Origin of the sequence: Streptomyces sp. BBFR2 (assembly GCF_044497305.1) — a bacterium.
Lineage (GTDB): Bacteria > Actinomycetota > Actinomycetes > Streptomycetales > Streptomycetaceae > Streptomyces.
The window spans coordinates 5,488,017-5,514,052 of record NZ_CP172415.1 but is presented as its reverse complement, the minus strand read 5'-3'; the positions used below and the strand labels follow the sequence as shown (position 1 = coordinate 5,514,052).

The window sequence follows — 26,036 nt, the reverse complement described above, 5'->3', positions numbered from 1 at the left end:
CCCCCGGACGGGGCGGGTAATGGAACCGCAAAGGCGAGCCGTTCGTTACTGCTGGCATGACCGCAATGACTCCTGGCTCGAATCTCCCGCTCGGCGCCGCGCGGGTGGCGGTGGACGTCACCGCCCCCGTGCGGCTGGACGTCTCGGGCCTGTTGCTCACCGCCGCAGGCAAGGTGCGCTCCGACGACGACTTCGTCTTCTACAACCAGCCCAGCGGCGGCCCCGGGGTGACCCACGGCGCCGGGGCACCCGGCGGCGGTGACACCATCACCGTCGACACCACCGCGATCCCCGCGGAGATCGAGAAGATCGTCGTCACCGCGAGCCCGGACGCCCCCGGCGCCACCTTCGCCGGTACGGAGCCGACCGGCACCGTGCGCGACGCGGACAGCGGCGCCGTCCTCGCCACCTTCACCCCGCCAGGACTCGGCCCGGAGACCGCACTGGTCGTCGTCGAGATCTACCGCCGCGGCGGCGCCTGGAAGGTCCGCGCCGTCGGCCAGGGCTACGCCAACGGGCTGGCCGGTATCGCCACCGACTTCGGCGTCACCGTCGAGGAACCGGCGGCGCCCCCGGCAGCCGCCCCCGCCGCCCCTCCGGCCGCGCCGCCCGCCCCCGCCCCGCAGGCCGCCCCCGCGCCGCCCGCCGGGCAGTGGGCGCCGCCGGCCGGGGCGCCCGCCCCGCTGGCCCCGCCGCCGGGCGTCACGCCTCCGGCGCCACCCGCCCCCGGGAAGATCAATCTGGACAAGGGCCGGGTCAGCCTGCGGAAGAACGAGACGGTCTCGCTGGTCAAGAACGGCAGCCCGCTGCTCAGCTCGGTCCGGATGGGGCTGGGCTGGGAGCCCGCGTTCCGCGGGAAGTCCATCGACCTGGACGCCTCCGTCATCGCGTACGGCCCCGACCGCAAGAAGATCGACAACTGCTTCTTCGGCAAACTGTCCGTCCTCAACGGCGCCATCCAGCACTCCGGCGACAACCTCACCGGCGACGGCTCCGGCGACGACGAGGTGATCACCGTCCACCTCGGCGGCATCCCGCCGCAGGTCACCGGCCTGGTCTTCACCGTGAACTCCTTCTCCGGCCAGAAGTTCACCGATGTCGCCAAGGCGTACTGCCGCCTCAGCGACGCGCAGACCGGCGAGGAACTGGTCCGCTTCGACCTGACCCAGGCCGAGCCCCGCACCGGCGTCCTGATGGCCAAGCTCATCCGGCAGTACTCCGGCGAGTGGGAGATGACGGCCCTGGGCGAGTTCGTCGACGCCCGCACCGTCCGCGGCATGATCAAGCCGGGCGGAGCGGCGCTCTGAGGTGAGGGCGAGGCGGGGCCGTGCCCGCCTCCCGGCCTGCGGGCGCGGAAGCGGCGGGCCCCGGCCTGAGCGCGGGCCGGGGCCCGCCGCTTCCGGCCGCTTCCGCGCCGCCGTTCCCGTCCCGCCCCCGACCGGCCGCCCCGGCACCTCCGCCGCCTCCGGTGCCGGACATCCGCTACCGCCGAGGGCTCGTCCGGTGACCGGCCCGGGGCCGGCCCCCGGACGGCGGCCCCGACCGGTCACTCCTCCTCCGTCCGCCCCCGCAGCCCCGCCACCCGGGCCAGCCGGGCGTACGACTCCAGCAGCGCCTCGCGGTCGTACGTGCTGGTGGTCACCAGCACCTCGTCCGCCCCGGTCTCCTCGGTCAGCGTCTTCAGCGCGTCCGCCACCTCCGCCTCCGTGCCGTGGATCCGGCCGCGCAACTCCTCCTCGACGTAACCGCGTTCGCGCGCGCCCAGCACCGGCTCGGCCGCCGACCCGCCGGCCACCGGCCGCAGCGGCGGGAAGACGCCGTGGGTGCGTGCGTGGGCCATGGCGTACGCCTCCGGGAGCAGCAGCCGGTACGCGGCGTCGGTGGTGGCGGCGACCGCGACCGTCGCGGCCACCATGACGTACGGCCGCGGCCACAGCGCCGACGGGCGGAACGCCGCGCGGTAGCCGTCGATCGCCTCCCGCATCCGGCTCCGGCCGCGTACCTCCCCGATGACCAGCGCCAGCCCCGCCTCCGCCGCCACCCGGGCCCCGGCGCCCGTCGCGAGGACGAACGCGGGGACGCGGAGCCCCTCGGCGGGCCGGGCGCGGACCTGCGGATGGGCGTGCTGGGTGCCGTCGAAGTAGCCGGTCAGCTCGGCGAGTTGGTCCGCGAAGTCCGCGCCCGCCGTCTTGTCGGCGCCCAGCGCGCGGCGGACGCCGTCGGTGAACCCGACCGACCGGCCCAGGCCCATGTCGATCCGGCCGGGGAACAGCGCCTCCAACACCCCGAACTGCTCGGCGACCACCATCGGCCGGTGGTTGGGCAGCATCACCCCGCCCGTACCGACCCGGATCGTGTCCGTCGCCGCGGCGACGGCGGCGGCCAGCACCGTGGGCGCGGACCCGGCGACGCCCGGCACGCCGTGGTGTTCGGACACCCAGAAGCGGTGGTAGCCGAGGCGTTCGGTGTGGCGGGCCAGCGCCACCGTGTCGCGCAGCGCCGCCGCGTCCGGGTGTCCCTGCCGGGTGCGGGAGCGGTCCAGGACCGAGAAGCGGGTCGTCCGTGTCGTCGGGCTCATCTCTCCTTCAACGCCCGTGGGCGCCGGGGATTCCGCACGGCCCGGCGGTCACGGGGGCGTCACCGCCGGTGGCCGGGGCCCTCCTGGCGGCGCCACGGGCCGGTGATCGCCAGCATCAGGCCGGGTTCCTGGATGTTGACGAAGAGGGTGCGGCCGTCGGGCGCGAAGACCGGGCCGGTGAACTCGCTGTACTCCGGCTCCTCCTCGGTGCCGAGGTTCATCTCGTTACGGGCGATCGGATAGGTCCGGCCGTCGTCGGTGGCGCCGAAGAGATGCTGAACGCCGTCGCCGTCCTCCGCGATGATCAGCCCGCCGTGCGGTGAGACGCTGATGTTGTCCGGACCGTCGAACGCGCCGTCCCGCCCCGGGTCCGGGTTGACGCCGAACCGCAGCTTCAGCGTCAGCGTCCGGCGGCGCGGATCGTAGAACCACACCTGGCCGTCGTGGCGGACGGGGCTCTCGTCACGGGCGTACGAGGCGACGACGTACGCGCCGCCGTCGGCCCACCACAGGCCCTCCAGCTTCCGGGCGCGGGTGATCTCGCCGTCGGCGAACTGCCGTCGCACGGAGGTCGTGCGGGCGTCGCGGTCGGGGACCTCGACCCAGTCGACGCCGTAGACCGTGCCGGGCCGGGTCGCGCGGGAGAGGTCGTCGACGAACCGGCCGCCGGAGTCGAAGCAGCGGAACGCGGCGAGCGTCCCGGCGTCGTCGGCGAGGGTCCGCAGCCGCCCGCGGCCGTGCCGGAAGCCGGACGGCGGGGTCCAGCGGTAGAGCAGGCCGTTGGGGGTGTCGGCGTCCTCGGTGAGGTAGAGGTGGCCGCGGCGCGGATCGACGGCGACCGCTTCGTGGGCGAAGCGGCCCAGCGCCTTGACGGGCCGCGGGTCGCGGCCCGCCGCGAGGTCGTGCGGATCGACCTCGAAGACATAGCCGTGGTCCCGGGTCATGCCCCGCTGACCGGCCTTGTCCTCGGTCTCCTCGCAGGTCAGCCAGGTGCCCCACGGTGTGGTGCCGCCCGCGCAGTTGGTGGACGTCCCCGCGATACCGACCCGCTCACCGACCGGGGTGCCGTCCTGCGCGACCTCCACGACCGTGCAGCCGCCGCCCGCCGCCGGGTCGTAGACCAGCCCCGCGGCGAGCGGCACCGGGTGCGGCTGGTCGGCGCGGTGGCCCTTCACCTCGTGGTTGTTGACCAGCAGGGTGGTGGCGCGCGGCCCCGCGAAGGCTCCGGTGCCGTCGTGGTGCGAGGGCGTCGGCTCCCCGCTGTCGAGCCTGGTGACACCGGTACGGGTGACGACGCGGTACGAGAATCCGGCCGGCAGCGCGAGGATGCCCTCCGGGTCGGCCAGGAGCGGCCCGTACCCCGGGCCGTCCGCGGCACCGCCCTCCGCGGGCCCGGCGGCGACCGCGCCGGGTGCGGTGGCCAGCACCCCCGCGCTCCCGGCCAGGGCGACCCCGGCACCGGTGGCGGCGGAACGCTTGGCGAAGTCTCTCCGGGTCAGCGACATGGTCATCTCCTGGACGGCCTGATTCGGTCCCTTGTACCTACGGAACCCACGATCCCGCCCGCCCGCGAACGGAAGGTGAACGGGGCACGGCAACCGGGGAGAGGGGCCCGGGCGTGTGGGGCCAGGGGTGGGGTGGGGCTGTGGTGGGGGTGCGGTGGGGCTGCCCTTGGACCTGGGCCTGAGCCGCCCTGGGCGGAGACGTGTGCGGCTGGGGTTCCGCCGAAGGCTGGTTCCCGGGGCAGGGCTGGGCCTCGGTGCGGGTCTCCGGGCGTTACCCGGGGCGGTCCTGGACGTTGCCTGGGGCGGCCGGGGCGTGCCCGGGGCGGCCGGGGCGGCCGGGGCGGGCCTCCGGGCATTCCCCGGGGCGCTCCTGGGCGTTACCCGGGCCGGCCGGGGCGCGGCTGGACGTCGCCCCTGTGACCGGCTCCCGGGGCGCGGCCGGATCTCAGGAGGGGGCCGGATCCCAAGGTGCGACCAGGCACCAGGAGTGGCCGGTGCGCGGCCGGGCGATACCCGGGGTGGCCAAAGCGCGGTCAGGCGTTACACGAGGAGCCGCCTCCCTGGGCACGGCCGGATTCCGGGACAGCCGGATTCCAGGACAGCCGGGTGTTACCCGACGTCACCGACCCGCGGCCGGGCGTCAGCCGTCGAAACATCCGCGCGCACCATCAGCCCACGCCCGGAACCCCGCCCGGACCACCGCCCCGCGACGCCGATGGGCGGCGCCGACACCTCCGTGTCCGCGCCGCCCGCCGTGCCGGGCTGCCGCCCGCGTCAGCCCTCCGCGCGCGAGCGCGCCTTGAAGGCGGCCGTCCGTGCCTCCTTGGCGGCCTTGCGGTCGGGGTGCAGCCGGCCCATCGCCTCCAGGACGTCGGGGGTCGCCGGGTGGTCCACCTGCCAGACCGCGTCGAAGAAGCCGCTGTGCCGGCCGGTCAGCCCCGCGACCAGATCGCGCAGCTCCTCGGTGTCCTCGTCGGCGGTGCCCAGTTGGGCCGCGATGGTGTCGACGGTCAGCCAGAAGATCATGTCCTGGGACGGCTCGGGGATGCCGGGCAGCCCGCGCTCCGTCAGCCAGACCCGGGCCAGCCCGCCCAACTGCCGGTCGTCCAGCACCTCGCGGAGCGCGGGCTCCGCGTCCGCACCGGCGAGCGCCAGCGTCTGCTGCGCGGCGAGCCGCCGCAGCGGGGCCCGCTCGTCGTCACCGCGCGCCGCCGCCAGCAGCTCCCGCGCGGCGTCCAGGGGCGTACGGGCCGCGAGCCACTGCTCGGACTCCTCCCGCGCCAGCTCCTCGGGGTAGTCGGGCAGCGCGTCCAGCAGCGTTCCGGCGGCGGCGTCCCGCAGGTCGCCGACGGCCGGGGCGTACACGCCCGCCTCCCGCATCCGGGCGCGGACCGCGTAGACGCCGAGCGGCGTCAGCCGGACCATGCCGTAGCGGGTGACGTCCTCGTCGGTCAGCGGCTCGGCGTGACGGACCGTCTCGCCCGCGTCGTCCAGTTCCTCGATGAGCGCCTCGTCGACCGGCTGGTACGCCACCAGACCGATGGGCTCCAGCACCCGGAACTGGTCGTCCAGGCGCATCATCGCCTCGGAGACCTCTTCGAGGATGTCGTCGGTCGGCTCCTCCATGTCGTCGGGGACGATCATGGAGGCGGCGAGTGCGGGCAGCGGCACGCTCTGGCCGGGCGCGTCGCCGAGCGCGGTCAGCAGGTAGAGGTTGCCGAGGATGCCGTCGAGGAGTTCGGCCTCCTCCTCGGGGTTCCAGTCGAGCGCGTCGAGGTCCAGTTCGCCGCCGTCGGCGAGCTGGTCGGCGAGGTCGGCGAGGTCCGGGGCGACCGCGTCGGCGAGCACCGTCTCCATACCGCCGAGCCAGATGTCGAGGATGTCCTGCGGGCTGCCGCCGGTGAGCTGCGTCAGCTCCTCGCCGGGCCTGGCCAGGCCGACGGCCGCGCCGTCCTCCGCGTCGTCCTCCTCGGCGGTCTCCTCGACCTCGACCAGCCCGGTGTCGACGGCGAGCTGCCACGCCTCGGCGGTCAGCCCGGCGCCGTCCTCGTCGGCGGCCAGGCCCAGGTGCTCGGTGGCGGCGCCCAGCGACTCCTCCAGGATCTCGCCGCCGACCCCGACGGGGACGCCCCGCTCGGCCCAGCGGGCGAGCTGCGCGGCCCGTGCCATCAAGGGAGCGCTCAGCGCGTCCCGGGCCAGTTCCGCGTCGGAGTGCAGCCGCACCGGCGGCAGGGTCGGGCGGTCTGCGGACATCTGGGGCTCAGCTCCTCAAGGGACTTCGGCTCGTGCGCGCCCCAGCGTAGACGGAATTCCGCGCATGCCGGACGCTTCACCCCGCGGCCCCCTCCCGGCCATCCGGAACACCTTGACAACTCCCCCGGGCGCACAAGAGATTGACGCGCGTAGAAGGCGTGGATCCCGCGTCCCGCCCCGCTCCGCACCGTCCTCTCCCACCCTCCGGAGGCGCCTGCCATGCCGTCCTCACCGTCCCGCCGCCCGCTCCGCAGACCGGTCACCGTCGCCGCCGCCGTGGCCGCCGCGCTCGCCGCCGGACTGGTGGCGCTCCCGCAGACCGCCCACGCCGCCGGCACCCGTATCCACGACATCCAGGGCACCACCCGCCTCTCCCCGCTCGCCGGGAAGCAGGTATCCGGGGTGCCCGGCACCGTCACCGCGCTGCGCGCCTTCGGCTCCGCCCGCGGCTTCTGGGTGCAGGACCCGAAGCCGGACGACTCCCCCGCGACCAGCGAGGCGCTCTTCGTCTTCACCGGGCGGACGACGCCGAAGGTCGCCGTCGGTGACGCGGTCACCCTGGACGGCACGGTCGAGGAGTACTACCCGGGCGGCAAGGACGCCGGTCTCCAGTCCGTCACCGAGCTGACCGGCGCCACCTGGAACGTCACCGCGTCCGGCCGGCCGCTGCCCGCCGCCGTCCGCCTCGACGCCGCCGCGATCCCCCGCGCCTACGCACCCGACGCGCACGGCGGCAGCATCGAATCGCTGCCGCTGCGCCCCCGCTCCTACGCCCTGGACCGCTACGAGTCCCTGGAGGGCATGCGGGTCTCGGTCGCCGACGCGCCCGTGGTCGGCCCGGCCAACGCCCACCACGAGCTGTGGGTGACCGCCGACCCGAAGCACTCCCGCACCGCGCGTGGCGGCGTCCTCTACGGTTCCTACGCCGACCCCAACCCGGCCCGGATCAAGGTCGGTTCACTGCTGCCGCTCGATACGCACCCCTTCCCGGCGGCCGATGTCGGCACCACCCTCGGCGGGACCACCGAAGGCCCGCTGGACTACGACAACTTCGGCGGCTACACCCTCCAGGCCACGGCGCTGGGCAAGCTCACCGGCCACGCCCCGGCCCCGGAGACGACCCGCGCCGCCCGGCCCGGCGAGGTGTCCGTCGCGACGTACAACGTCGAGAACCTCTCCCCCGCCACCCCGCAGGCGAAGTTCGACCGGCTGGCGAAGGGGCTGGTGAAGAACCTCGCCGCGCCGGACGTGGTGGCCCTGGAGGAGGTCCAGGACAACAGCGGCCCCACCGATGACGGCACGGTCGCCGCGGACGGCACGCTCAAGAAGCTGACCGACGCCGTCGAGGCGGCGGGCGGCCCGGCCTACGAGTGGCGGCAGATCGACCCCGAGAACGACAAGGACGGCGGGCAGCCCGGCGGCAACATCCGGGTCGCGTTCCTCTACAACCCCGAGAAGGTGGACTTCACCGACATCCCCGGCGGCGACGCCACCACCCCGGTCGAGCCCCGCGCCGACCACGGCAGGGCCACACTCTCCGCCTCCCCGGGGCGGATCGCACCGGCCGACCCGGCATGGCAGGACAGCCGCAAACCGCTGGTGGGACAGTTCGCCGTCAAGGGCCGTCCGGGCAGCCGGCTCTTCGTCGTCGCCAACCACTTCAACTCCAAGGGCGGCGACCAGGGCCTCGACAGCCGATTCCAGCGGCCCGCCCGCGGCTCCGAGAAGCAGCGCACCGCCCAGGCCGGTCTGGTGAACGGCTTCGTCAAGGAACTGCTGGCCAAGGATCCCGAGGCGGATGTGGTGGTCGCCGGTGACCTCAACGACTACCAGTTCTCCCCCGCCCTGAAGACCCTCACCGCGGGCGGCGTCCTCACCGACCGGGTGAACGGCCTGCCCCGCGCCGAGCGCTACGGCTACGTCTACGCCGGCAACTCCCAGGTCCTCGACCACATGCTCACCAGCCCGCATCTGAGGAACGCCGACTACGACGTGGTGCACCTCAACGCGGAGTACGCCGACCAGGCCAGCGACCACGACCCGCAGGTGCTGCGGATCCGCCCCTGAGCCGCCCCGCCCGGGGCGCCGCCGGCAGCCCGGCCCGCCGCGGCTCTACGAGACCGCCGCGGCCCGTACGCCACCGGCGCCCCGGGCCCCGTCACGTCCCCGGGGTGAACGGTGCGGGCGGCGGCCCGAACCCGCCGCCCGGACCACCCCGGCCGTCCGCACCGGCCGGACCGCCCGCGCCGGGCCACGGCGCCGCCCCCGCGCCCACCGGCCCGGCGGCGGCACCCGGCACCTCGGCGCCCGGCCCGTCCGCCTCGTCGCCCTCGTCCTGCGCCGGCACCAGATCGCGTACCAGCAGCGTCGCCCCGGCCACCGCGCCCGGCATCAGGAACACCGCGGCGAAGGGGATGAGGAACAGCAGGACGACGGGGGTGCCGAAGCCGACGGCGAGCGCCTTGCGGCCGCGCAGCAGACGCAGCCGCTCGCGCACCGGTATGTCGCGGCGCTGCATCGCCACCGACGTCAGCTCGATGGCGAGGAAGAAGCCCGATACGCAGAAGCCGACGGCCGGGACGACGGTCTGCCCGACGAACGGCAGGAAGCCCAGCACGAACACCGCGATCCCGAACGGCGCCGCGCGCAGCAGCACATGGACGCTGTCACAGAGCGCGATCCAGATCTCCCGCCACAGCGACCGCTCCGGCCCGCGCGGGCAGTGCCCCTCGGACTCCTCGACCCGCTCCGACAGGGACTCGTAGAACGGGTCGCCGATCAGCAGCGTCACCGCCGTGAAGGTCAGCACGGAGAGCATCAGCCCGCCGGCGACGAGCAGCGCCACGAACAGGCCGCGCAGCAGCCCCTGCCACGGCGCGCCCCAGCCGTCCGCGAACGGCGTGGCCCAGGCCGCGACGTCCCCCGAGAAGAGGGCCAGGGCGGTCAGCGCCGCCCCGTAGAGCACCAGGGCGATGAGCGCCGGGATCATCCCGAAGCCCCACCACCGCCCGTGCCCGGCGACCCACCGCTGGCCCTTGGCCAGATACCGCATCCCCGCTGCAAGATCACGCATGGGACCAACCCTACGATCGGCCCGCGCCCGGCCGGTAGGGCTGTGGATAACTCCGCGTCACCGCATGCGGACGCCCCCGCACCGCTGGGTACGGGGGCGTTCGCCGGGGCCGGGCGGGGCCGCTCAGTTGTGGCTGTGCAGCACCTCGTTGAGGCCGCCCCACGTCGCCTTGTTCGGGCGGGCCTCGACGACGCCGGTGGTGGAGTTGCGGCGGAAGAGGATGTTGTCGGCGCCGGACAGCTCCAGGGCCTTGACCACCTGACCGTCGGGGAGCGTGACGCGGGTCCCGGCGGTGACGTACAGACCGGCCTCGACCACGCACTCGTCGCCGAGGGCGATGCCGATGCCGGACTCGGCGCCGAGCAGGCAGCGCTCGCCGATGGAGATGATCTGCTTGCCGCCGCCGGAGAGGGTGCCCATCGTGGAGGCGCCGCCGCCGATGTCGGAGCCGTCGCCGATGACGACGCCCGCGCTGATCCGGCCCTCGACCATGGAGGTGCCGAGCGTACCGGCGTTGAAGTTGACGAAGCCCTCGTGCATGACGGTGGTACCGGCCGCGAGGTGGGCGCCCAGGCGCACCCGGTCGGCGTCGGCGATCCGCACCCCGGCGGGCGCGACGTAGTCGGTCATCCGCGGGAACTTGTCGACGCTGGTGACCTGGAGGTACTTGCCGGCGGCGCGGGCGTTGAGGCGGACCGTCTCCACCTGGTCGACGGCGACCGGGCCGAGCGAGGTCCAGGCGACGTTCGCCAGCAGCCCGAACTGGCCCTCCAGGCTCAGGCCGTGCGGTGCGACGAGCCGGTGGCTGAGCAGGTGCAGGCGCAGGTAGACGTCGTGCGCGTCGAGCGGCTTGTCGTCGAGCGAGGAGATGACCGTGCGGACGGCCACGACCTCGACGCCACGGACCGGGTCAGGGCCGACGGCCTGCGGCGCGGCCTCACCCAGCAGTTCGGCCGCCCGCTCGGCGGTCAGCCGCTCGGTACCGGCCGGGCCGGGCGCGGCGTCCAGAACGGGCGCGGGGAACCAGGTGTCGAGGACGGTGCCGTCGGGCGTGACGGTGGCGAGCCCGGCGGCGACGGCGCCGGTCGTACGGGAGGTAGCAGCATCGGTCATGCCGAAAACCTAACCGGAGGGCACCCGCCGAGGCGAACCGGTCTCATCGACCGGGCCCGCCGCCCGGAGCCCGCCCGGCCCACCGTCCCGGGGCCCCGTCGGCGCGGCGCCCCGGGGCCCCGTCGGCGCGGCGCCCCGGGGGCCGCCCGGCCCACCGCTTCGCGGCCCGCCCGGGACGGCCTCCGCCGGGCCCGGCAGTCCGGTCCGCCCCGGTGGTCCGGTCCGGTACGCCCGGCCACCCGGGGCCGCCCCGTCGGCGAGCCCGGCACGTCCCGGCCGCCCGCCCGTCAGGGCCGGCACACCCCGGACCGCCCCAGGCAGGCCGCGAACCCCAGCGGCGGGCCCCGCCACACACCCCGGCGCCCCGGGCCGTCCGCTCCTCAGGCCAGCGCCGCCGTCAACCCGGCCCGCAGCGCGTCCGGTTCGAAGGGGCGGCCGGTCAGCAGGTGCTGGAGCAGCAGTCCGTCGGCGAAGGCCACCAGCGCGCGGGCGGTGGGCAGATCGCCGGTGCGGCGGGCCAGCAGCCGCGCCATCGCGTCGAGGCAGTCGGCGGCCAGCGGACGCAGCCGCGGATGGCGCAGCGCCGCCAGATACAGCTCGTACTCCAGCGTCACCCGGGAGCGGTCCCCGGCGAGCAGGTCGGCGACCAACCGCAGGATGTCGTCCGCCGCCGGGGCGTCACCGCCCAGCCCGTCGGCCCAGCGGCCGAAGTCCGCCAGCCACGCCGCGTTGACCTGCTCCAGCGCGGCGACGAGGAGATCGTCGAGGGTGGCGAAGTGGTACGTCGTCGAGCCGAGCGGCACATCGGCGGCCGCGGCGACCGCGCGGTGGCTGAGCCCCGCGATGCCGTGGGCGGCGACCACACCGATCGCCGCGTCGATGATCCGCTGCCGCCGCTCGGGGTCGTGCCGCCGGGCCATCAGTGCGCCCCGCCCATGTGGAGCACCACGACGCCCGCGATGACCAGCAGCACCCCGAGGATCTTCAACGGGCCGGCGCTCTCCCCGAGGAAGACCATGCCGATCGCCGCGATCACCGCCGTACCGGCCCCGGCCCAGATCGCGTACGCCGTGCCGACGCTCATCGTTCTGAGTGTCCGGGCGAGCAGCGCGAAGGCCACGAGGTAGCCCGCCAGGGTGGCCAGCGAGGGCCACAGCTTGCTGAAGCCGTCGCTGTACTTCATCGCGGTGGTCGCCAGGATCTCCGAGACGATCGCCCCGGCCAGCGTCAGATAGCCCATGGCGGGAGCCTAACCGGCGATGCGTACAGGTGTACACATAGAGGGTCCGCACACGCCGACGGCCGCGCCCTCCGAGGTGTTCGGAAGGACACGGCCGTACGGGGTGACGGGGCGTCGGTCAGACGTTGAAGCCCAGGGCACGCAGTTGCTCGCGGCCGTCGTCGGTGATCTTGTCAGGACCCCACGGGGGCATCCAGACCCAGTTGATCTTCAGCTCGTTGACGATGCCGTCCGTGGCGGACTTCGCCTGGTCCTCGATGACGTCGGTCAGCGGGCAGGCCGCGGACGTCAGCGTCATGTCGATGGTGGCGATGTTGGCGTCGTCGATGTGGATGCCGTAGATCAGGCCGAGGTTGACGACGTCGATGCCCAGCTCGGGGTCGACGACGTCGTACAGGGCCTCGCGGACCTCTTCTTCCGAGGCCGGCTTGGTCAGGGTGTTCTCGGGCGTGTCGGTCATGCGGTCGTCGCCTCCTCGGAAAGGGCCTTGGCCGTGGCGTCCTTCCAGGCCATCCAGCTCAGCAGGGCACACTTCACCCGTGCCGGGTACTTCGAGACGCCGGCGAACGCCACGGCGTCCTCCAGCACCTCCTCCATCGCGTCGTCCGGCTCGATCTTGCCCTTGGACTGCATCAGCTCCAGGAAGGTCTCCTGGATCCGCTGCGCCTCCCCGAGCTGCTTGCCGACGAGCAGGTCGTTCAGCACCGAGGCACTGGCCTGGCTGATGGAGCAGCCCTGGCCGTCGTAGGACACGTCCGCGACGGTCGTGCCGTCCAGCCGCACCCGCAGAGTGATCTCGTCCCCGCAGGTGGGGTTGGTGTGGTGCACCTCGGCATCGCCGTCCCGAAGACCGCGCCCGTGCGGGTGCTTGTAGTGGTCCAGGATGACGTCCTGGTACATCGAATCCAGCTTCACGGCTCAGTCAGTCCTCGTCCTCATCCGCTGTGCGTGGTCAACCGCGTCGTCTTGTACTAACCGAAGAAGTTGCGGACGTACTCCAGGCCCTCGACCAGGGCGTCGACCTCGGCCGGGGTGGAGTACAGATAGAACGACGCACGGGTGGTCGCAGGAATTCCGTACCGCAGGCAGACCGGCCGCGCGCAGTGGTGGCCGACCCGGACCGCGATGCCCTGCTCGTCGAGCACCTGACCGACGTCGTGCGGGTGGATGTCGCCGAGCGTGAAGGAGAGCGTCGCCCCGCGGTCCTCGGCCGTGCTCGGGCCGATGATCTTGAGGTCGGGGACCTCAAGCAGCCGCTTGACGGCGTACTCGGTGATCGCGTGCTCGTGCGCGGCGATCTTCTCCATGCCGATCGCGGTGAGGTAGTCCACGGCCGCGCCGAGGCCCACGGCCTGCGCGATCGGGGGCGTACCCGCCTCGAACTTGTGCGGCGCCGGGGCGTACGTCGACGAGTGCATCGAGACGGTCTCGATCATCTCGCCGCCGCCGAGGAACGGCGGAAGGTCCTCCAGCAGCTCCTGGCGGCCCCAGAGCACGCCGATGCCGGTCGGGCCGCACATCTTGTGGCCGGTGAAGGCCACGAAGTCGGCCTGGAGCGCCTGGACGTCCAGCACCATGTGCGGGGCGGCCTGCGAGGCGTCGATGACGACCAGCGCGCCGACCTCCTGGGCCCGCCGGACGATCGTCTCGACCGGGTTGATGGTGCCCATGAGGTTGGAGACCAGGGTGAAGGAGACGACCTTCGTCCGCTCGGTGATGACCTCGTCGATGTTGGAGAGGTCGAGCCGGCCGTCGTCGGTGAGGCCGAACCACTTCAGCTTCGCGCCGGTGCGCTGCGACAGCAGCTGCCACGGCACGATGTTGGAGTGGTGCTCCATCTCCGTGATGACGATCTCGGTGTCGTGGTCCACGCGGTAGGGCTCATCGGCCCAGCCGAGCATGTTGGCCACGAGGTTCAGCGACTCGGAGGCGTTCTTGGTGAAGATCACCTCGTCGCGGCTGGGAGCGTTGATGAAGGCGGCGACCTTGTCGCGGGCGCCTTCGTACAGCTCCGTGGCCTCCTCGGCGAGGACGTGCACGCCGCGGTGGACGTTGGCGTTGTGGCGCTCGTAGTAGGCGTTCAGCGCGTCGAGCACCTGGCGCGGCTTCTGCGACGTCGCCGCGTTGTCCAGGTACACGATCTTCTTGCCCTCGTGGACCTGGCGGTCCAGGAGGGGGAAGTCCTTGCGGATCGCCTCGGTGTCGAGGAGGCCCGGAATCTGTGTCACAGGGTCGCGCCGCCCTTCGTGTACTCCTCGTAGCCCTCGGCCTCCAGCTTGTCGGCCAGCTCGGCGCCGCCGGACTCGACGATGCGGCCGGCCGCGAAGACGTGGACGTGGTCGGGCTTGATGTAGCGCAGGATGCGCGTGTAGTGGGTGATCAGCAGGGTGCCGACCTCGCCGGTCTCGCGGACGCGGTTGACGCCCTCGGAGACGGTGCGCAGGGCGTCGACGTCGAGACCGGAGTCGGTCTCGTCGAGGATCGCGATCTTCGGCTTGAGCAGCTCCAGCTGAAGGATCTCGTGGCGCTTCTTCTCACCGCCGGAGAAGCCCTCGTTGACGTTGCGCTCGGCGAACGCGGGGTCCATGTGCAGGCGCTCCATGGCCTCCTTGACCTCCTTGACCCACAGCCGCAGCTTGGGGGCCTCGCCGCGGACGGCGGTGGCGGAGGTGCGCAGGAAGTTGGAGACGGAGACGCCGGGGACCTCGACCGGGTACTGCATGGCGAGGAAGACACCGGCGCGGGCGCGCTCGTCGACGGACATCTCCAGGACGTCCTCGCCGTCGAGGGTGACGGTGCCGCCGGTGATCGTGTACTTGGGGTGACCTGCGAGGGAGTACGCGAGGGTCGACTTGCCGGAGCCGTTGGGGCCCATGATGGCGTGCGTCTCGCCCTGCTTCACGGTCAGGTCGACGCCCTTCAGGATCTCGCGCGGGCCGTTCTCGGCTTCGACGGAGACGTGCAGGTCGTGGATCTCAAGCGTTGCCATGGGGAACTCAGGACTCCTGGGTGACGGAGACGAGCACGGAGGCTTCCGGGCCCTCTCCTTCGATCTTGACGGGGTAAACGGGGACGGGGCGCGTCGCGGGGAGGCCGGACGGCTTGCCGGTGCGCAGGTCGAAGGCCGATCCGTGCAGCCAGCACTCGATCGAGCAGTCCTCGACCTCGCCCTCCGACAGGGAGACGTTCGCGTGCGAGCAGATGTCGTTGATCGCGAACACCTCGCCCTCGGTACGGACGAGGGAGACCGGCGTGCCGTCGATTTCCACCCGCTTCGGGGTGTCCTCCGCCAGCTCGCCCAGCGTCGCCACACGTACGTAGCTCATGCCGCGGCCGCTTCCAGCTCGGCCTCGATCTTGCGCATCAGACGCTCTTCGACGTCCGGCAGGCCGATCTGCTGGATCAGCTCGGCGAAGAAGCCGCGCACGACCAGACGGCGGGCCTCCTCGGCCGGGATGCCGCGGGCCATCAGGTAGAAGAGCTGCTCGTCGTCGAAGCGGCCGGTCGCCGAGGCGTGGCCGGCGCCGACGATCTCGCCGGTCTCGATCTCCAGGTTGGGGACCGAGTCGACCCGCGCGCCGTCGGTGAGGACGAGGTTGCGGTTCAGCTCATAGGTGTCCGTACCGGTGGCGGCCGCCTGGATGAGGACGTCACCGATCCACACCGCGTGCGCGTCATCGCCCTGGAGGGCGCCCTTGTACGTGACGTGCGAGCGGCAGTTGGGGGTGTCGTGGTCGACCATGAGCCGGTGCTCCTGGTGCTGGCCGGCCTCGGTGAAGTACAGGCCGTACAGCTCCGCCTCGCCGCCGGGCGCCGCGTAGGTGACGCGCGGGTGCAGCCGGACGAGGTCGCCGCCGAAGGTGACGACGACGGACTTGAAGCTCGCGTCGCGGCCGACCAGCGCGTTGTGCTGGCCGACGTGGACGGCGGCGTCGTCCCAGTCCTGGACGGAGACGACGGTCAGCTTGGCGCCGTCCCCGATGAGGTAATCGACGTTGGCGGCGAGGGTGGCGTCACCGGTGTGGTCGATGACGACGACGGCCTCGGCGAACGCGCCCAGCTCGATGACCTGGTGGCCGAAGGCGGTGCCGCCCTGGCCGTGCACGGAGATCCGGATCGGCTCGGTGAGCTGGGTGTCCTTGGGAACCGTGACGACAGACGCCTTGTCGAACGAGCTGTACGCCTGCGCGGCGACGCGGTCCACGGGCTTGCCGGCCTTGCCGACCCGCGGGTCGTCGCGGTCCACGGTCTCCTGGGTGACGCCCGCCGGGGTTTCCACCTCGACGAGGACGCCGCCCTCGGTGACGGCGGTGCCGTCGTGCAGACCCTTCAGGCGCGCGAGGGGGGTGAACCGCCACTCCTCCTCCCGGCCGTGCGGCACCGGGAAGTCCGCCACGTCGTAGGAGGGCGGCGCACTCATGCGGGTGGCGACGGTGGACTCCGCGGCCACCGCGATGGAACCGGTGGTCGTGGAACCCGCCGGGATGTTCTGAGCCTCAGCCATGGCTGTCGTCGTGCTCGCTTTCTGGTTGCGATACTCGGCCTTCCCCGAGGAAGGCCGCCGCGTCGGTCAGTGGTGTTCCGTGGCCGTCAGCCGACCGCGCCTTCCATCTGCAGCTCGATCAGCCGGTTGAGCTCCAGCGCGTACTCCATCGGGAGCTCCTTGGCGATCGGCTCGACGAAGCCGCGCACGATCATCGCCATGGCCTCGAACTCGGTCAGGCCACGGGCCATCAGGTAGAAGAGCTGGTCCTCGCTCACCTTGGAGACGGTCGCCTCGTGGCCCATCGACACGTCGTCCTCGCGGACGTCGACGTAGGGGTAGGTGTCCGAGCGGGAGATGGTGTCGACGAGCAGGGCGTCGCACAGCACGTTGGACTTGGAGCCCGCCGCGCCCTCACCGATCTCGACCAGACCACGGTACGAGGTACGGCCACCGCCGCGCGCCACCGACTTGGAGACGATGTTGGAGGAGGTGTTCGGCGCCATGTGGACCATCTTGGAACCGGCGTCCTGGTGCTGGCCCTCACCGGCGAAGGCGATGGACAGCGTCTCGCCCTTGGCGTGCTCGCCCATGAGGTACACCGCGGGGTACTTCATGGTGACCTTGGAGCCGAGGTTGCCGTCGATCCACTCCATCGTCGCGCCCTCGTAGGCGACGGCGCGCTTGGTGACGAGGTTGTAGACGTTGTTCGACCAGTTCTGGATCGTCGTGTAGCGGCAGCGGCCGCCCTTCTTCACGATGATCTCGACGACCGCGGAGTGCAGCGAGTCCGACTTGTAGATCGGGGCGGTGCAGCCCTCGACGTAGTGCACGTAGGCACCCTCGTCGACGATGATCAGCGTCCGCTCGAACTGGCCCATGTTCTCGGTGTTGATCCGGAAGTAGGCCTGGAGCGGGATGTCGACGTGGACACCCTTGGGGACGTAGATGAAGGAGCCGCCGGACCAGACCGCGGTGTTCAGCGACGCGAACTTGTTGTCGCCGACCGGGATGACCGTGCCGAAGTACTCCTGGAACAGCTCCGGGTGCTCCTTGAGCGCGGTGTCGGTGTCCAGGAAGATGACGCCCTGCTCCTCCAGGTCCTCGCGGATCTGGTGGTAGACGACCTCGGACTCGTACTGCGCGGCGACACCGGCGACCAGGCGCTGCTTCTCCGCCTCGGGGATGCCCAGCTTGTCGTAGGTGTTCTTGATGTCCTCGGGCAGGTCCTCCCAGGAGGCGGCCTGCTCCTCGGTGGAGCGGACGAAGTACTTGATGTTGTCGAAGTCGATGCCCGAGAGGTCGGAGCCCCAGTTGGGCATGGGCTTCTTGTCGAACAGCTTCAGGCCCTTGAGACGGAGCTTGAGCATCCACTCCGGCTCGTTCTTCTTGGCCGAGATGTCGCGGACGACGGCCTCGGACAGACCGCGCTTGGCGGAGGCGCCGGCCACGTCGGAGTCGGCCCAGCCGTATTCGTACTTGCCCAGTCCGTCGAGCTCGGGGTGGGCAGTCTCCGTGGGGAGCGTCATGCGGGGTTCCTCCCGGCCGTGCTTGCAGATGCTGTGGTGGTCTTCGTGGTGTCGGGCGCGGTGGTGCCGTGCGCGCCCGCCTTCGGGATGAAGGTCGTGCACACCCCGTCGCCGTGGGCGATGGTGGCGAGCCGCTGTACGTGGGTCCCCAGCAGACGGGAGAAGACCTCGGTCTCCGCCTCGCACAGCTGCGGGAACTGCTCGGCGACATGGGCGACCGGGCAGTGGTGCTGGCAGAGCTGTTCACCGAGCTGGGAATTGGGCGCGCTGCGCGCCGTAGCAGCGTACCCGTCCGCGGTCAATGCCTCGGCCAGGGCCCGGGTGCGGTCCTCGGGGCCGGCGGCCTCGACGGCCCGGCGGTATCCCTCGGCCTGCGCGGCCAGCCGGGCGCGGGCGAACTCGGCGACCGCCGCCTCACCCTTCCCGCCACCGCCGGCGCTCTCCGCGATCCAGCGCAGGGCGGCGGCGGCCAGCTCGTCGTAGGACTGGTCGAAGGCGTCCCGGCCGCAGTCGGTGAGGGCGAACGCCTTGGCGGGGCGGCCGCGGCCACGGGCGCCGTAGACCCGCTTCTCACGGGGCTCGACGACGCCGTCGGCGGCCAGTGCGTCCAGGTGACGGCGGACGGCCGCCTGGGTCAGCTCCAGACGCAGGGCCAGCTCGGCGGCGGTCGACGGACCGTGATCAAGGATGGAGCGGGCGACGCGGTTACGCGTGCCCTGCTGCTCGTCCTGCGCGGCGACGCCCCGGGCGGACTGCTCGGACACGGCCGGGCGCGCCCCGGCGGCCGTACCGGCCGGGGACCCCTTCCGTTCCTCGCTCGCGTTTTTCACAACGCCATTGTTGCGTAATTCCATGAGCCGCGACAACCCTCGGCGGGGCCACCCAACGGTGTCCTCGATCACTTAGGGTTACCTAAATGCGGGGGTGCCAGGAGGCCCGGAAGCCCTCTGTTGAGCGGGACCGCGGCAGACCGCGATCTTCGCGCGGACGCCCGGGAAAGCCCGGAAAAAAAACTTCGCCGGACCGCCGCACCCGGGGACGGCCGCCCCGCCGCCGCCCCGCGCTCCGCGAGCCCGGCCCGGCGGCGGCCGCCCGCCGCGCGCTCCGTAGACTGCCGGGCATGCCCAGCACCTCCCCGGGGAGCCCCCGGACCTCCGGCCGCGCGCCCGCCGTCGAGGTCACCGGCCTGGTCAAGCGGTACGGCTCCCGGTCCCCCAAGACCGCGGTGGACGGCCTCGACCTGACCGTCGCGCGCGGCGGCGTCACCGCCCTCCTCGGCCCCAACGGCGCCGGGAAGACCACCACCGTCGAGATCTGCGAGGGCTACCGCCGCCCGGACGCCGGAACGGTCCGGGTGCTGGGTCTGGACCCGGTCGCCGACGCCGCGCGGCTGCGGCCCCGGATCGGCGTGATGCTGCAGTCCGGCGGCGTCTACAGCGGCGCCCGTGCCGAGGAGATGCTGCGGCACACCGCGTCCCTGCACGCCGACCCGGTCGACGTCGGGCTGCTGATCGAGCGGCTGGGCCTGGGGAGCTGCGGGCGCACCACCTACCGGCGGCTCTCGGGCGGCCAGCAGCAGCGGCTCGCGCTGGCGATGGCCGTCGTCGGCCGCCCGGAGCTGGTCTTCCTGGACGAGCCGACCGCCGGCCTCGACCCGCAGGCCCGCCACGCCACCTGGGACCTCGTCCGCGAGCTGCGGACCGACGGCGTCAGTGTGGTGCTGACCACGCACTTCATGGACGAGGCCGAGCAACTGGCCGACGATGTCGCGATCATCGACGGCGGGCGGGTCATCGCCCAGGGCACCCCCGAGGAGCTGTGCCGGGGCGGCGCGGAGAACACCCTGCGCTTCACCGGGCGGCCCGGTCTCGACCTCGCGTCGCTCCGCAAGGCGCTGCCCGAGGACAGCACCGCCGCCGAACCGGCCTCCGGCAACTACCGCGTCACCGGCGCCGTGGACCCCCAGATGCTGGCCACCGTCGCCTCCTGGTGCGCCCAGAACGGCGTCCTGCCCGATTCCATCGCCGTCGAACGGCACACCCTGGAAGACGTCTTCCTGGACCTGACCGGCAAGGAGCTGCGGGTATGAGCCGGCACCACACACCGTCCGACCGGGGGCCTTGGGGTCGCCCCCCGGGACAGCACAGCCTGGACCTGACCGGCAAGGAGCTGCGGGTATGACCGCGACCGGTACGTTCACCCCGCGGCCCGGGGCCGCGCCGCTGGCGCGGATGATCCGTGCGCAGGCGTTGCTGGAGACCCGGATGCTGCTGCGCAACGGCGAGCAGTTGCTGCTGACGGTCGTCATCCCGACGCTGCTGCTGGTGCTGTTCTCCGCCGTCGACATCATCGACACGGGCGCGGGCAGCGCCGTCGGCTTCCTGGCGCCCGGTGTGCTGGCGCTCGCGGTGATGTCGACGGCGTTCACCGGGCAGGCCATCGCCACCGGTTTCGAGCGGCGCTACGGCGTCCTCAAGCGGCTCGCCGCCTCGCCGCTGCCGCGCTGGGGCCTGATGACCGCGAAGACCTGCGCGGTGCTGGTCACCGAGGTGCTCCAGATCGCGCTGCTGACCGTGGTCGCGCTGGCGCTGGGCTGGTCGCCGCGGGGCAACCCGCTCGCGGTCGCCGCGCTGCTGGTCCTGGGCACCGCGGCGTTCTCCGGGCTCGGGCTGCTGATGGCCGGGACGCTGCGGGCCGAGGCGACGCTGGCCGCCGCCAACCTCGTCTTCCTGCTGCTCCTGGTGGGCGGCGGCGTCATCGTGCCGCTGACGAAGTTCCCTCAGGCGGCGCAGACGGTCCTCGGGCTGCTGCCGATCTCCGCGCTCTCCGACGGGCTGCGCGCCGTCCTCCAGCACGGGGCCGCGCTCCCCTGGGGCGACGTCGGTGTCCTCGCCGTCTGGGCGGTGCTCGGGCTGGGCGCCGCGGCACGGTTCTTCCGCTGGGAGTGACGGGCTGCCCCGGGCGCGGCGGCCACCCCGGCGCGCCCGGGTCGGCCCGGTCACCCGGCCACGGGACCGTCATCGGGTGACGCTCCGGCGCCCCGGGATCCGTGCCCCCGCGCCCGGCCCGCCGCCCCGGCCGTTCCGTCGCACTACGTACCGCCCTGGGCCCTGTGCACCCCTCGTGAAACTTTGCACAAGGCGGCGCCTACGATGTCCCCCGTGCCGAAAACGCTGAACCCCCTCGAGCTGATCGCCCGCGTCTGGCAGCCTTCCGCGCGCCTGGTGCGACGGGCCGCGCTGACCACCGTCGTGATGGCCGTCGTCATCGTCGTCACGGGGGGCGCGGTGCGGCTGTCCCAGTCCGGCCTCGGCTGCTCCACCTGGCCGCGCTGCACGCCGGACAGCCTGACGCCGACGGCGGCGATGGGCGTCAACGGCCTGATCGAGTTCGGCAACCGCCTGCTCACCTACGTGCTCTGCGTGGTGATCGGCGTGTTCATCATCGCGGCCCGGGCCCGCGCCCCGCACCGCCGGTCGCTGACCCGGCTGGGCTGGGCGCAGTTCTGGATCGTCATGGGCAACGCCGTCGTCGGCGGCATCACCGTCCTGACCGGCCTCAACCCGTACATCGTCGCCGGGCACTTCCTGCTCTCCACCGGGCTGCTCACGGTGGCCGTGATCACCTGGCGGCGCGCGGCCGAGGGGGACGACGCGCCGCGGGACCTGGTCGCGCGGCCGGTGCGCCAACTGGCCTGGGTGCTGCTGGGCGCGACCGCCGTGCTGACGCTGGTCGGCACCCTCGTCACCGGCACCGGGCCGCACGCGGGCGACGCCCGGAAGGTCCACCGCATCCCGCTGGACTGGCGTGAGGTCACCCAGTTGCACGTCGACTTCGTCTACATCGTCGTCGGTCTGACGATCGCCCTGTGGTTCACGCTGCGCGCGGTCAAGGCGCCCGCCGCGCCCCGCCGCGCCGTCCGCGACCTCGTCGTCTGCCTGCTCCTCCAGGGCGTCATCGGCTACGTCCAGTACTTCTTCGGGCTGCCGGAACTGGTCGTCGGGCTGCACATGCTCGGCTCGACGCTGGTGTGGATCGCCGCGCTGCGCGTGGTGCTGGCGCTGCGCGACCGCGGCCCGCTCGTGGAGCTGCCGGAGCAGCAGAGCGGCGACGGTGCCGAGCCGGTCCGCTCCGCCGAACCGGCCGCCGCGGGCTGACCGCCGCCCCTCGGGGCACCCCGTACGGAACGGAGCCCACCGGGCGCGTGCAGGTCACGCGCCCGGTGGGCTCCTTCGTACGTCCGCGCCGGCCGGGCTCAGCCGTCGGCCGGGCCGCCGATCTGGATCCCGGCCATCCGGGTCCACTCGTAGCGGCCGGTGCGCACCTTGGCGGCGAGGTCGCCGTCGAAGTCGTCCTGGAGGGTGATCCCGGCCCGCTCGGCGCCCGCCCGCGCCTCTTCCCGGGAGCCGGCGACGAGGTTGCCCCACCCGCCGTCGGCGCCCACGAGGGCGATACGGATCCGGCCGCGGCCGATGTGCGCCAGTTGCCCCTCGGCGCTGCCGCCGTGCGCGGCGGCGAAGGACCGCATTTCCTTGGCGAGCCGCGCCGCGTGCCGCTCCGTCCGCTTCTGTGCCCGCGCGTCCGCCCGCTCCTCGGCCGCCGGCTGCTCGTCCGCCTGCTTGGTGTCTGCCATACCCCGATGCTACCCACCGGTAGGGCTCTTGGGGAGAGGTGCCCGCGCATCCCGCCCGTGCGGCGCCCCCGGACGGCGCGAAGGCCCGCCCGGAGCGTGCCGGACGGGCCTTGCGGAGGAACGTACGAGGTCAGCGGAGGAAGGGGTCCACCGCGACGGCGACGAAGAGGAGCGAGACGTAGGTGATCGACCAGTGGAAGAGCCGCATCTCCTTGAGCTTGGAGCCCGTGATGCCGGCCTTGGCGCGGGCCTGGAGGCCGTGCGCCTCCCGCAGCCAGAACGCGCCGCAGGCCAGCGCGACCACGGTGTAGAACCAGCCCGTGTACCCCAGCGGCTGGAGCAGCAGCGACACCCCGACCATCACCCAGCTGTAGAGGACGATCTGCCGGGCGACGGCCTTGTTGCCCGCGACGGCGGGGAGCATCGGCACACCGGCCCGCTCGTAGTCGTCCTTGACCTTCATCGACAGCGGCCAGTAGTGCGGCGGCGTCCAGAAGAAGATGACCAGGAAGAGGATGACCGCGGCCCAGGAGAGGGAGTTCGTCACCGAGGACCAGCCGATGAACACCGGCAGACAGCCCGCGATACCGCCCCAGACGATGTTCTGGCTGGTGCGCCGCTTGAGGATCATCGTGTAGACGACGACGTAGAAGAGGATCGCGCCCAGCGAGAGCATCGCCGAGAGCGGGTTGACGAGGTACCAGAACCACGCGGTGGAGCCGACGGTGAGCGCGGTCGCGAAGACCAGGCACTCGCGCGGCGAGACCATGCCCGTCACCAGCGGGCGCTGGGCGGTGCGGTCCATCAGCGCGTCGATGTCGCGGTCGATGTACATGTTGTACGCCGCGGCGCCGCCCGCCGAGAGATAGCCGCCGATACAGGTGGCGAGCACCAGCCAGAGGTCCGGGACGCCGCCGGCGGCCAGGAACATCACCGGGACCGTCGTCATCAGCAGCAGCTCGATGACGCGCGGCTTGGTGAGCGCGATGAACGCCTTGACGCGGGCGCCGAACGGCCGGTGGCCGGGGTTCGGACTCCCGGGGCTCTGAGAGAGCGCCCCCGCAGGACGGGATTCGACGGCCGTCACGCACACCCCTGGAAGTAACATCAGCGGCTTTCACCGCGGAGATAAAGGCCAGCAAGCACATCCGGCCCTGGCGACCGTGAGGCTTGCGCGTACCACGCCACTTTAGACGTTGGCCATACCGCGATCTTCGCGGGGGTCCGCTCGTGTTGGGTTCGCCGACCGCGCCGCCGGGTAACCGCTCCGCCGCCCCGCTCTCCTCCTACAAGAGGCGAAGGCGGACCGCGCCCGGCAGTCTGGGGGACGGAGGCCGCGTCCCGCACGTCCGGAATGCCGGGGATACGGCGCCGGTTCCCCCGAAGGAGGTGTACTCCACCGGGCGGCGGCGCCGGTTCCGCGTCGAGAAGTCGAAAAGACGCACGCACCGGCAGGGGTAGGCTCGACACCGCCTGGCGGACATACCGTCCGCGGTATTCGACATGTGGAGAGGAGCCCTGAATCAGGGTGAGCACCAAGCCGACCACCACAGACATCGAGTGGACCGAACTGGACAAGCGGGCCGTCGATACCGGCCGCGTCCTGGCCATGGATTCCGTGCAGAAGGTCGGAAACGGCCATCCTGGTACGGCCATGAGCCTGGCTCCTGCCGCCTACCTTCTCTTCCAGAAGCTGATGCGGCACGACCCGGCCGACGCGGAGTGGACCGGTCGCGACCGGTTCGTCCTCTCCGCCGGCCACTCCAGCCTGACCCTCTACATCCAGCTCTTCCTCGCCGGCTACGGCCTGGAGCTGGACGACCTGAAGGCGTTCCGCACCTGGGGCTCCAAGACCCCGGGCCACCCGGAGTACGGCCACACCACCGGCGTCGAGACCACCACCGGCCCGCTGGGCCAGGGTGTCGCCAACGCCGTGGGCATGGCGATGGCCGCCCGCTACGAGCGCGGTCTGTTCGACCCGGAGGCGCCCGCGGGCACCTCCCCGTTCGACCACACCATCTGGGTCATCGCCGGTGACGGCTGCCTCCAGGAGGGCATCTCCGCCGAGGCGTCCTCCCTCGCCGGCCACCAGAAGCTCGGCAACCTCGTCCTCCTCTGGGACGACAACCACATCTCGATCGAGGGCGACACCGAGACCGCGGTCTCCGAGGACACCCTCAAGCGGTACGAGGCGTACGGCTGGCACGTCCAGCGTGTCGAGCAGCTCCCCAACGGCGACCTGGACCCGATCGGTCTGGCCCGCGCGCTGGAGGCGGCGAAGGCGGAGACCGAGCGCCCGTCGTTCATCGCGGCCCGTTCGATCATCGCCTGGCCGGCACCGAACGCGCAGAACACCGAGGCCGCGCACGGCTCGGCCCTGGGCGCCGACGAGGTCGCCGCCACCAAGCGGGTGCTCGGCTTCGACCCGGAGCAGTCCTTCGAGGTCGCCCCCGAGGTCCTGGCCCACACCCGTGAGGCGCTGGACCGCGGCCGCGACGCCCGCGCCGAGTGGGACAAGGCGTTCGCCGCCTGGCGGACCGCCAACCCCGAGCGCGCCGCCGAGTTCGACCGCATCTCCGCGGGCGAGCTGCCGGCCGGCTGGGAGGAGCACCTCCCGGCGTTCGAGACCGGCAAGGCGGTCGCCACCCGCGCCGCCTCCGGCAAGGTGCTGGCCGCGCTGGGCGGGGTGCTGCCCGAGCTGTGGGGCGGCTCCGCCGACCTCGCCGGCTCCAACAACACCACGATCGACAAGACGTCGTCGTTCCTGCCGGTGGGCAACCCGCTGCCGGGCGCCGACCCGTACGGCCGCACGATCCACTACGGCATCCGCGAGCACTCCATGGCCGCGGAGATGAACGGCATCGCGCTGCACGGCAACACCCGCATCTACGGCGGCACCTTCCTGGTGTTCTCCGACTACATGCGCAACGCCGTCCGGCTCTCCGCGCTGATGCACCTGCCGGTGACGTACGTCTGGACGCACGACTCCATCGGTCTGGGCGAGGACGGCCCGACCCACCAGCCGGTCGAGCACCTGGCCTCGCTGCGCGCCATCCCGGGCCTGAACGTCGTACGCCCGGCCGACGCCAACGAGACCGTCATCGCATGGCGCGAGATCCTCAAGCGCTACACGAAGGAGTTCGGCGTGGGCGCCCCGCACGGCCTGGCGCTGACCCGTCAGGGCGTGCCGACGTACGAGGCGAACGACGACGCGGCCAAGGGCGGCTACGTCCTCTTCGACTCCGAGGGCGGCGCCCCGCAGGTCGTGCTGATCGGCACCGGCTCCGAGGTGCAGCTCTGCGTCGAGGCGCGCGAGCAGCTCCAGGCCGCGGGTGTCCCGACACGCGTGGTGTCGATGCCCTGCGTCGAGTGGTTCGAGGAGCAGGAGCAGTCCTACCGGGACAGCGTGCTGCCGCCCTCGGTCAAGGCGCGCGTCGCCGTCGAGGCGGGCGTGGGCCTGACCTGGCACCGCTACGTGGGCGACGCCGGGCGGATCGTGTCGCTGGAGCACTTCGGCGCCTCGGCCGACGCGAAGGTCCTCTTCCGCGAGTTCGGCTTCACCGCCGACGCGGTGACCGCCGCCGCCCGGGAATCGCTGGAAGCCACCGCGCGCTGACGCCGGTACACGA

At 72.7% G+C, this 26,036-nt stretch carries 23 protein-coding genes; 6 read left to right on the top strand and 17 right to left on the bottom strand.

Features of this window, described 5'->3' with window-relative positions; translation table 11 throughout:
* The first annotated feature begins 65 nt into the window (after positions 1 to 65).
* Entirely contained in the window at positions 66 to 1,307 is a 1,242-nt protein-coding gene (locus ACGH2B_RS22405; RefSeq protein ID WP_399097222.1) for a TerD family protein, read from the top strand.
* A 239-nt stretch (positions 1,308 to 1,546) separates the two neighbouring features.
* On the opposite strand, the gene ACGH2B_RS22400 is transcribed toward ACGH2B_RS22405, so the two are convergent.
* The 3 genes from ACGH2B_RS22400 to ACGH2B_RS22390 form a co-directional block, all read right to left on the bottom strand.
* Positions 1,547 to 2,578, bottom strand: a complete 1,032-nt coding sequence (locus ACGH2B_RS22400) for an MsnO8 family LLM class oxidoreductase (protein ID WP_399092735.1) — start codon at positions 2,576 to 2,578, stop codon at positions 1,547 to 1,549.
* Between the two features lie 59 nt (positions 2,579 to 2,637).
* Entirely contained in the window at positions 2,638 to 4,083 is a 1,446-nt protein-coding gene (locus ACGH2B_RS22395; RefSeq protein ID WP_399092732.1) for an alkaline phosphatase PhoX, read from the bottom strand.
* A gap of 774 nt (positions 4,084 to 4,857) precedes the next feature.
* Positions 4,858 to 6,336, bottom strand: a complete 1,479-nt coding sequence (locus ACGH2B_RS22390; protein ID WP_399092729.1) for a hypothetical protein — start codon at positions 6,334 to 6,336, stop codon at positions 4,858 to 4,860.
* A gap of 219 nt (positions 6,337 to 6,555) precedes the next feature.
* Here ACGH2B_RS22390 and ACGH2B_RS22385 point away from each other — a divergent pair, with 219 nt between their 5' ends.
* Positions 6,556 to 8,403, top strand: coding sequence for an endonuclease/exonuclease/phosphatase family protein (locus ACGH2B_RS22385; protein WP_399092726.1), 1,848 nt, complete (start codon positions 6,556 to 6,558; stop codon positions 8,401 to 8,403).
* A 91-nt stretch (positions 8,404 to 8,494) separates the two neighbouring features.
* On the opposite strand, the gene ACGH2B_RS22380 is transcribed toward ACGH2B_RS22385, so the two are convergent.
* From ACGH2B_RS22380 to ACGH2B_RS22325, 12 genes are all read right to left on the bottom strand, one after another.
* Positions 8,495 to 9,409 carry an EI24 domain-containing protein gene (locus ACGH2B_RS22380; protein WP_399092723.1) on the bottom strand — a complete coding sequence of 305 codons (915 nt, stop codon included), beginning with the start codon at positions 9,407 to 9,409 and terminating at the stop codon, positions 8,495 to 8,497.
* A gap of 123 nt (positions 9,410 to 9,532) precedes the next feature.
* The gene (dapD, locus tag ACGH2B_RS22375; RefSeq protein ID WP_399092720.1) at positions 9,533 to 10,522 is read right to left on the bottom strand and encodes a 2,3,4,5-tetrahydropyridine-2,6-dicarboxylate N-succinyltransferase; all 990 of its coding nucleotides are present in this window, start codon (positions 10,520 to 10,522) and stop codon (positions 9,533 to 9,535) included.
* Between the two features lie 380 nt (positions 10,523 to 10,902).
* The gene (locus ACGH2B_RS22370; protein ID WP_399092717.1) at positions 10,903 to 11,442 is read right to left on the bottom strand and encodes a TetR/AcrR family transcriptional regulator; all 540 of its coding nucleotides are present in this window, start codon (positions 11,440 to 11,442) and stop codon (positions 10,903 to 10,905) included.
* Positions 11,442 to 11,762: a DMT family transporter gene (locus tag ACGH2B_RS22365; protein ID WP_399092714.1), complete on the bottom strand. Its 321-nt coding sequence runs from the start codon at positions 11,760 to 11,762 to the stop codon at positions 11,442 to 11,444. Before ACGH2B_RS22365 ends, ACGH2B_RS22370 begins: the two co-directional genes overlap by 1 nt.
* A 118-nt stretch (positions 11,763 to 11,880) precedes the next feature.
* A complete protein-coding gene (locus ACGH2B_RS22360) occupies positions 11,881 to 12,222 on the bottom strand; it encodes a metal-sulfur cluster assembly factor (protein WP_030282991.1) in 342 nt (113 codons plus the stop codon).
* Positions 12,219 to 12,677, bottom strand: coding sequence for a Fe-S cluster assembly sulfur transfer protein SufU (sufU, locus tag ACGH2B_RS22355; protein ID WP_399092710.1), 459 nt, complete (start codon positions 12,675 to 12,677; stop codon positions 12,219 to 12,221). Before sufU ends, ACGH2B_RS22360 begins: the two co-directional genes overlap by 4 nt.
* 56 nt (positions 12,678 to 12,733) lie before the next feature.
* A complete protein-coding gene (locus tag ACGH2B_RS22350) occupies positions 12,734 to 13,990 on the bottom strand; it encodes a cysteine desulfurase (RefSeq protein ID WP_399092707.1) in 1,257 nt (418 codons plus the stop codon).
* A complete protein-coding gene (gene sufC, locus ACGH2B_RS22345) occupies positions 13,987 to 14,751 on the bottom strand; it encodes a Fe-S cluster assembly ATPase SufC (protein ID WP_399092704.1) in 765 nt (254 codons plus the stop codon). Before sufC ends, ACGH2B_RS22350 begins: the two co-directional genes overlap by 4 nt.
* A gap of 7 nt (positions 14,752 to 14,758) precedes the next feature.
* On the bottom strand, positions 14,759 to 15,088 hold the full coding sequence (locus ACGH2B_RS22340; protein ID WP_399092701.1) for a non-heme iron oxygenase ferredoxin subunit: 330 nt from the start codon (positions 15,086 to 15,088) through the stop codon (positions 14,759 to 14,761).
* The gene (gene sufD / locus ACGH2B_RS22335) at positions 15,085 to 16,266 is read right to left on the bottom strand and encodes a Fe-S cluster assembly protein SufD (RefSeq protein WP_399092698.1); all 1,182 of its coding nucleotides are present in this window, start codon (positions 16,264 to 16,266) and stop codon (positions 15,085 to 15,087) included. Before sufD ends, ACGH2B_RS22340 begins: the two co-directional genes overlap by 4 nt.
* 86 nt (positions 16,267 to 16,352) lie before the next feature.
* Complete coding sequence (gene sufB / locus ACGH2B_RS22330) at positions 16,353 to 17,774, bottom strand: Fe-S cluster assembly protein SufB (protein ID WP_399092695.1); 1,422 nt, start codon at positions 17,772 to 17,774, stop codon at positions 16,353 to 16,355.
* A complete protein-coding gene (locus ACGH2B_RS22325; RefSeq protein ID WP_399092692.1) occupies positions 17,771 to 18,604 on the bottom strand; it encodes a helix-turn-helix transcriptional regulator in 834 nt (277 codons plus the stop codon). The genes sufB and ACGH2B_RS22325 overlap by 4 nt, the downstream gene beginning before the upstream one ends.
* 290 nt (positions 18,605 to 18,894) lie before the next feature.
* Here ACGH2B_RS22325 and ACGH2B_RS22320 point away from each other — a divergent pair, with 290 nt between their 5' ends.
* The 3 genes from ACGH2B_RS22320 (at position 18,895) to ACGH2B_RS22310 (ending at position 21,931) form a co-directional block, all read left to right on the top strand.
* Positions 18,895 to 19,863, top strand: a complete 969-nt coding sequence (locus tag ACGH2B_RS22320; RefSeq protein ID WP_399092689.1) for an ABC transporter ATP-binding protein — start codon at positions 18,895 to 18,897, stop codon at positions 19,861 to 19,863.
* An 88-nt stretch (positions 19,864 to 19,951) separates the two neighbouring features.
* Entirely contained in the window at positions 19,952 to 20,722 is a 771-nt protein-coding gene (locus ACGH2B_RS22315; protein WP_399092686.1) for an ABC transporter permease, read from the top strand.
* 213 nt (positions 20,723 to 20,935) lie between these two features.
* Positions 20,936 to 21,931 (top strand): heme A synthase, encoded by a 996-nt coding sequence (locus ACGH2B_RS22310; RefSeq protein WP_399092683.1) that lies wholly within the window; start codon positions 20,936 to 20,938, stop codon positions 21,929 to 21,931.
* Between the two features lie 98 nt (positions 21,932 to 22,029).
* On the opposite strand, the gene ACGH2B_RS22305 is transcribed toward ACGH2B_RS22310, so the two are convergent.
* Positions 22,030 to 22,407 carry a hypothetical protein gene (locus ACGH2B_RS22305; RefSeq protein WP_399092680.1) on the bottom strand — a complete coding sequence of 126 codons (378 nt, stop codon included), beginning with the start codon at positions 22,405 to 22,407 and terminating at the stop codon, positions 22,030 to 22,032.
* Between the two features lie 130 nt (positions 22,408 to 22,537).
* A complete protein-coding gene (locus tag ACGH2B_RS22300; RefSeq protein WP_399092677.1) occupies positions 22,538 to 23,494 on the bottom strand; it encodes a heme o synthase in 957 nt (318 codons plus the stop codon).
* A gap of 441 nt (positions 23,495 to 23,935) precedes the next feature.
* On the opposite strand from ACGH2B_RS22300, the gene tkt reads away from it, so the two are divergent.
* The gene (gene tkt / locus ACGH2B_RS22295; RefSeq protein WP_399092674.1) at positions 23,936 to 26,023 is read left to right on the top strand and encodes a transketolase; all 2,088 of its coding nucleotides are present in this window, start codon (positions 23,936 to 23,938) and stop codon (positions 26,021 to 26,023) included.
* Positions 26,024 to 26,036: the final 13 nt, after the last annotated feature.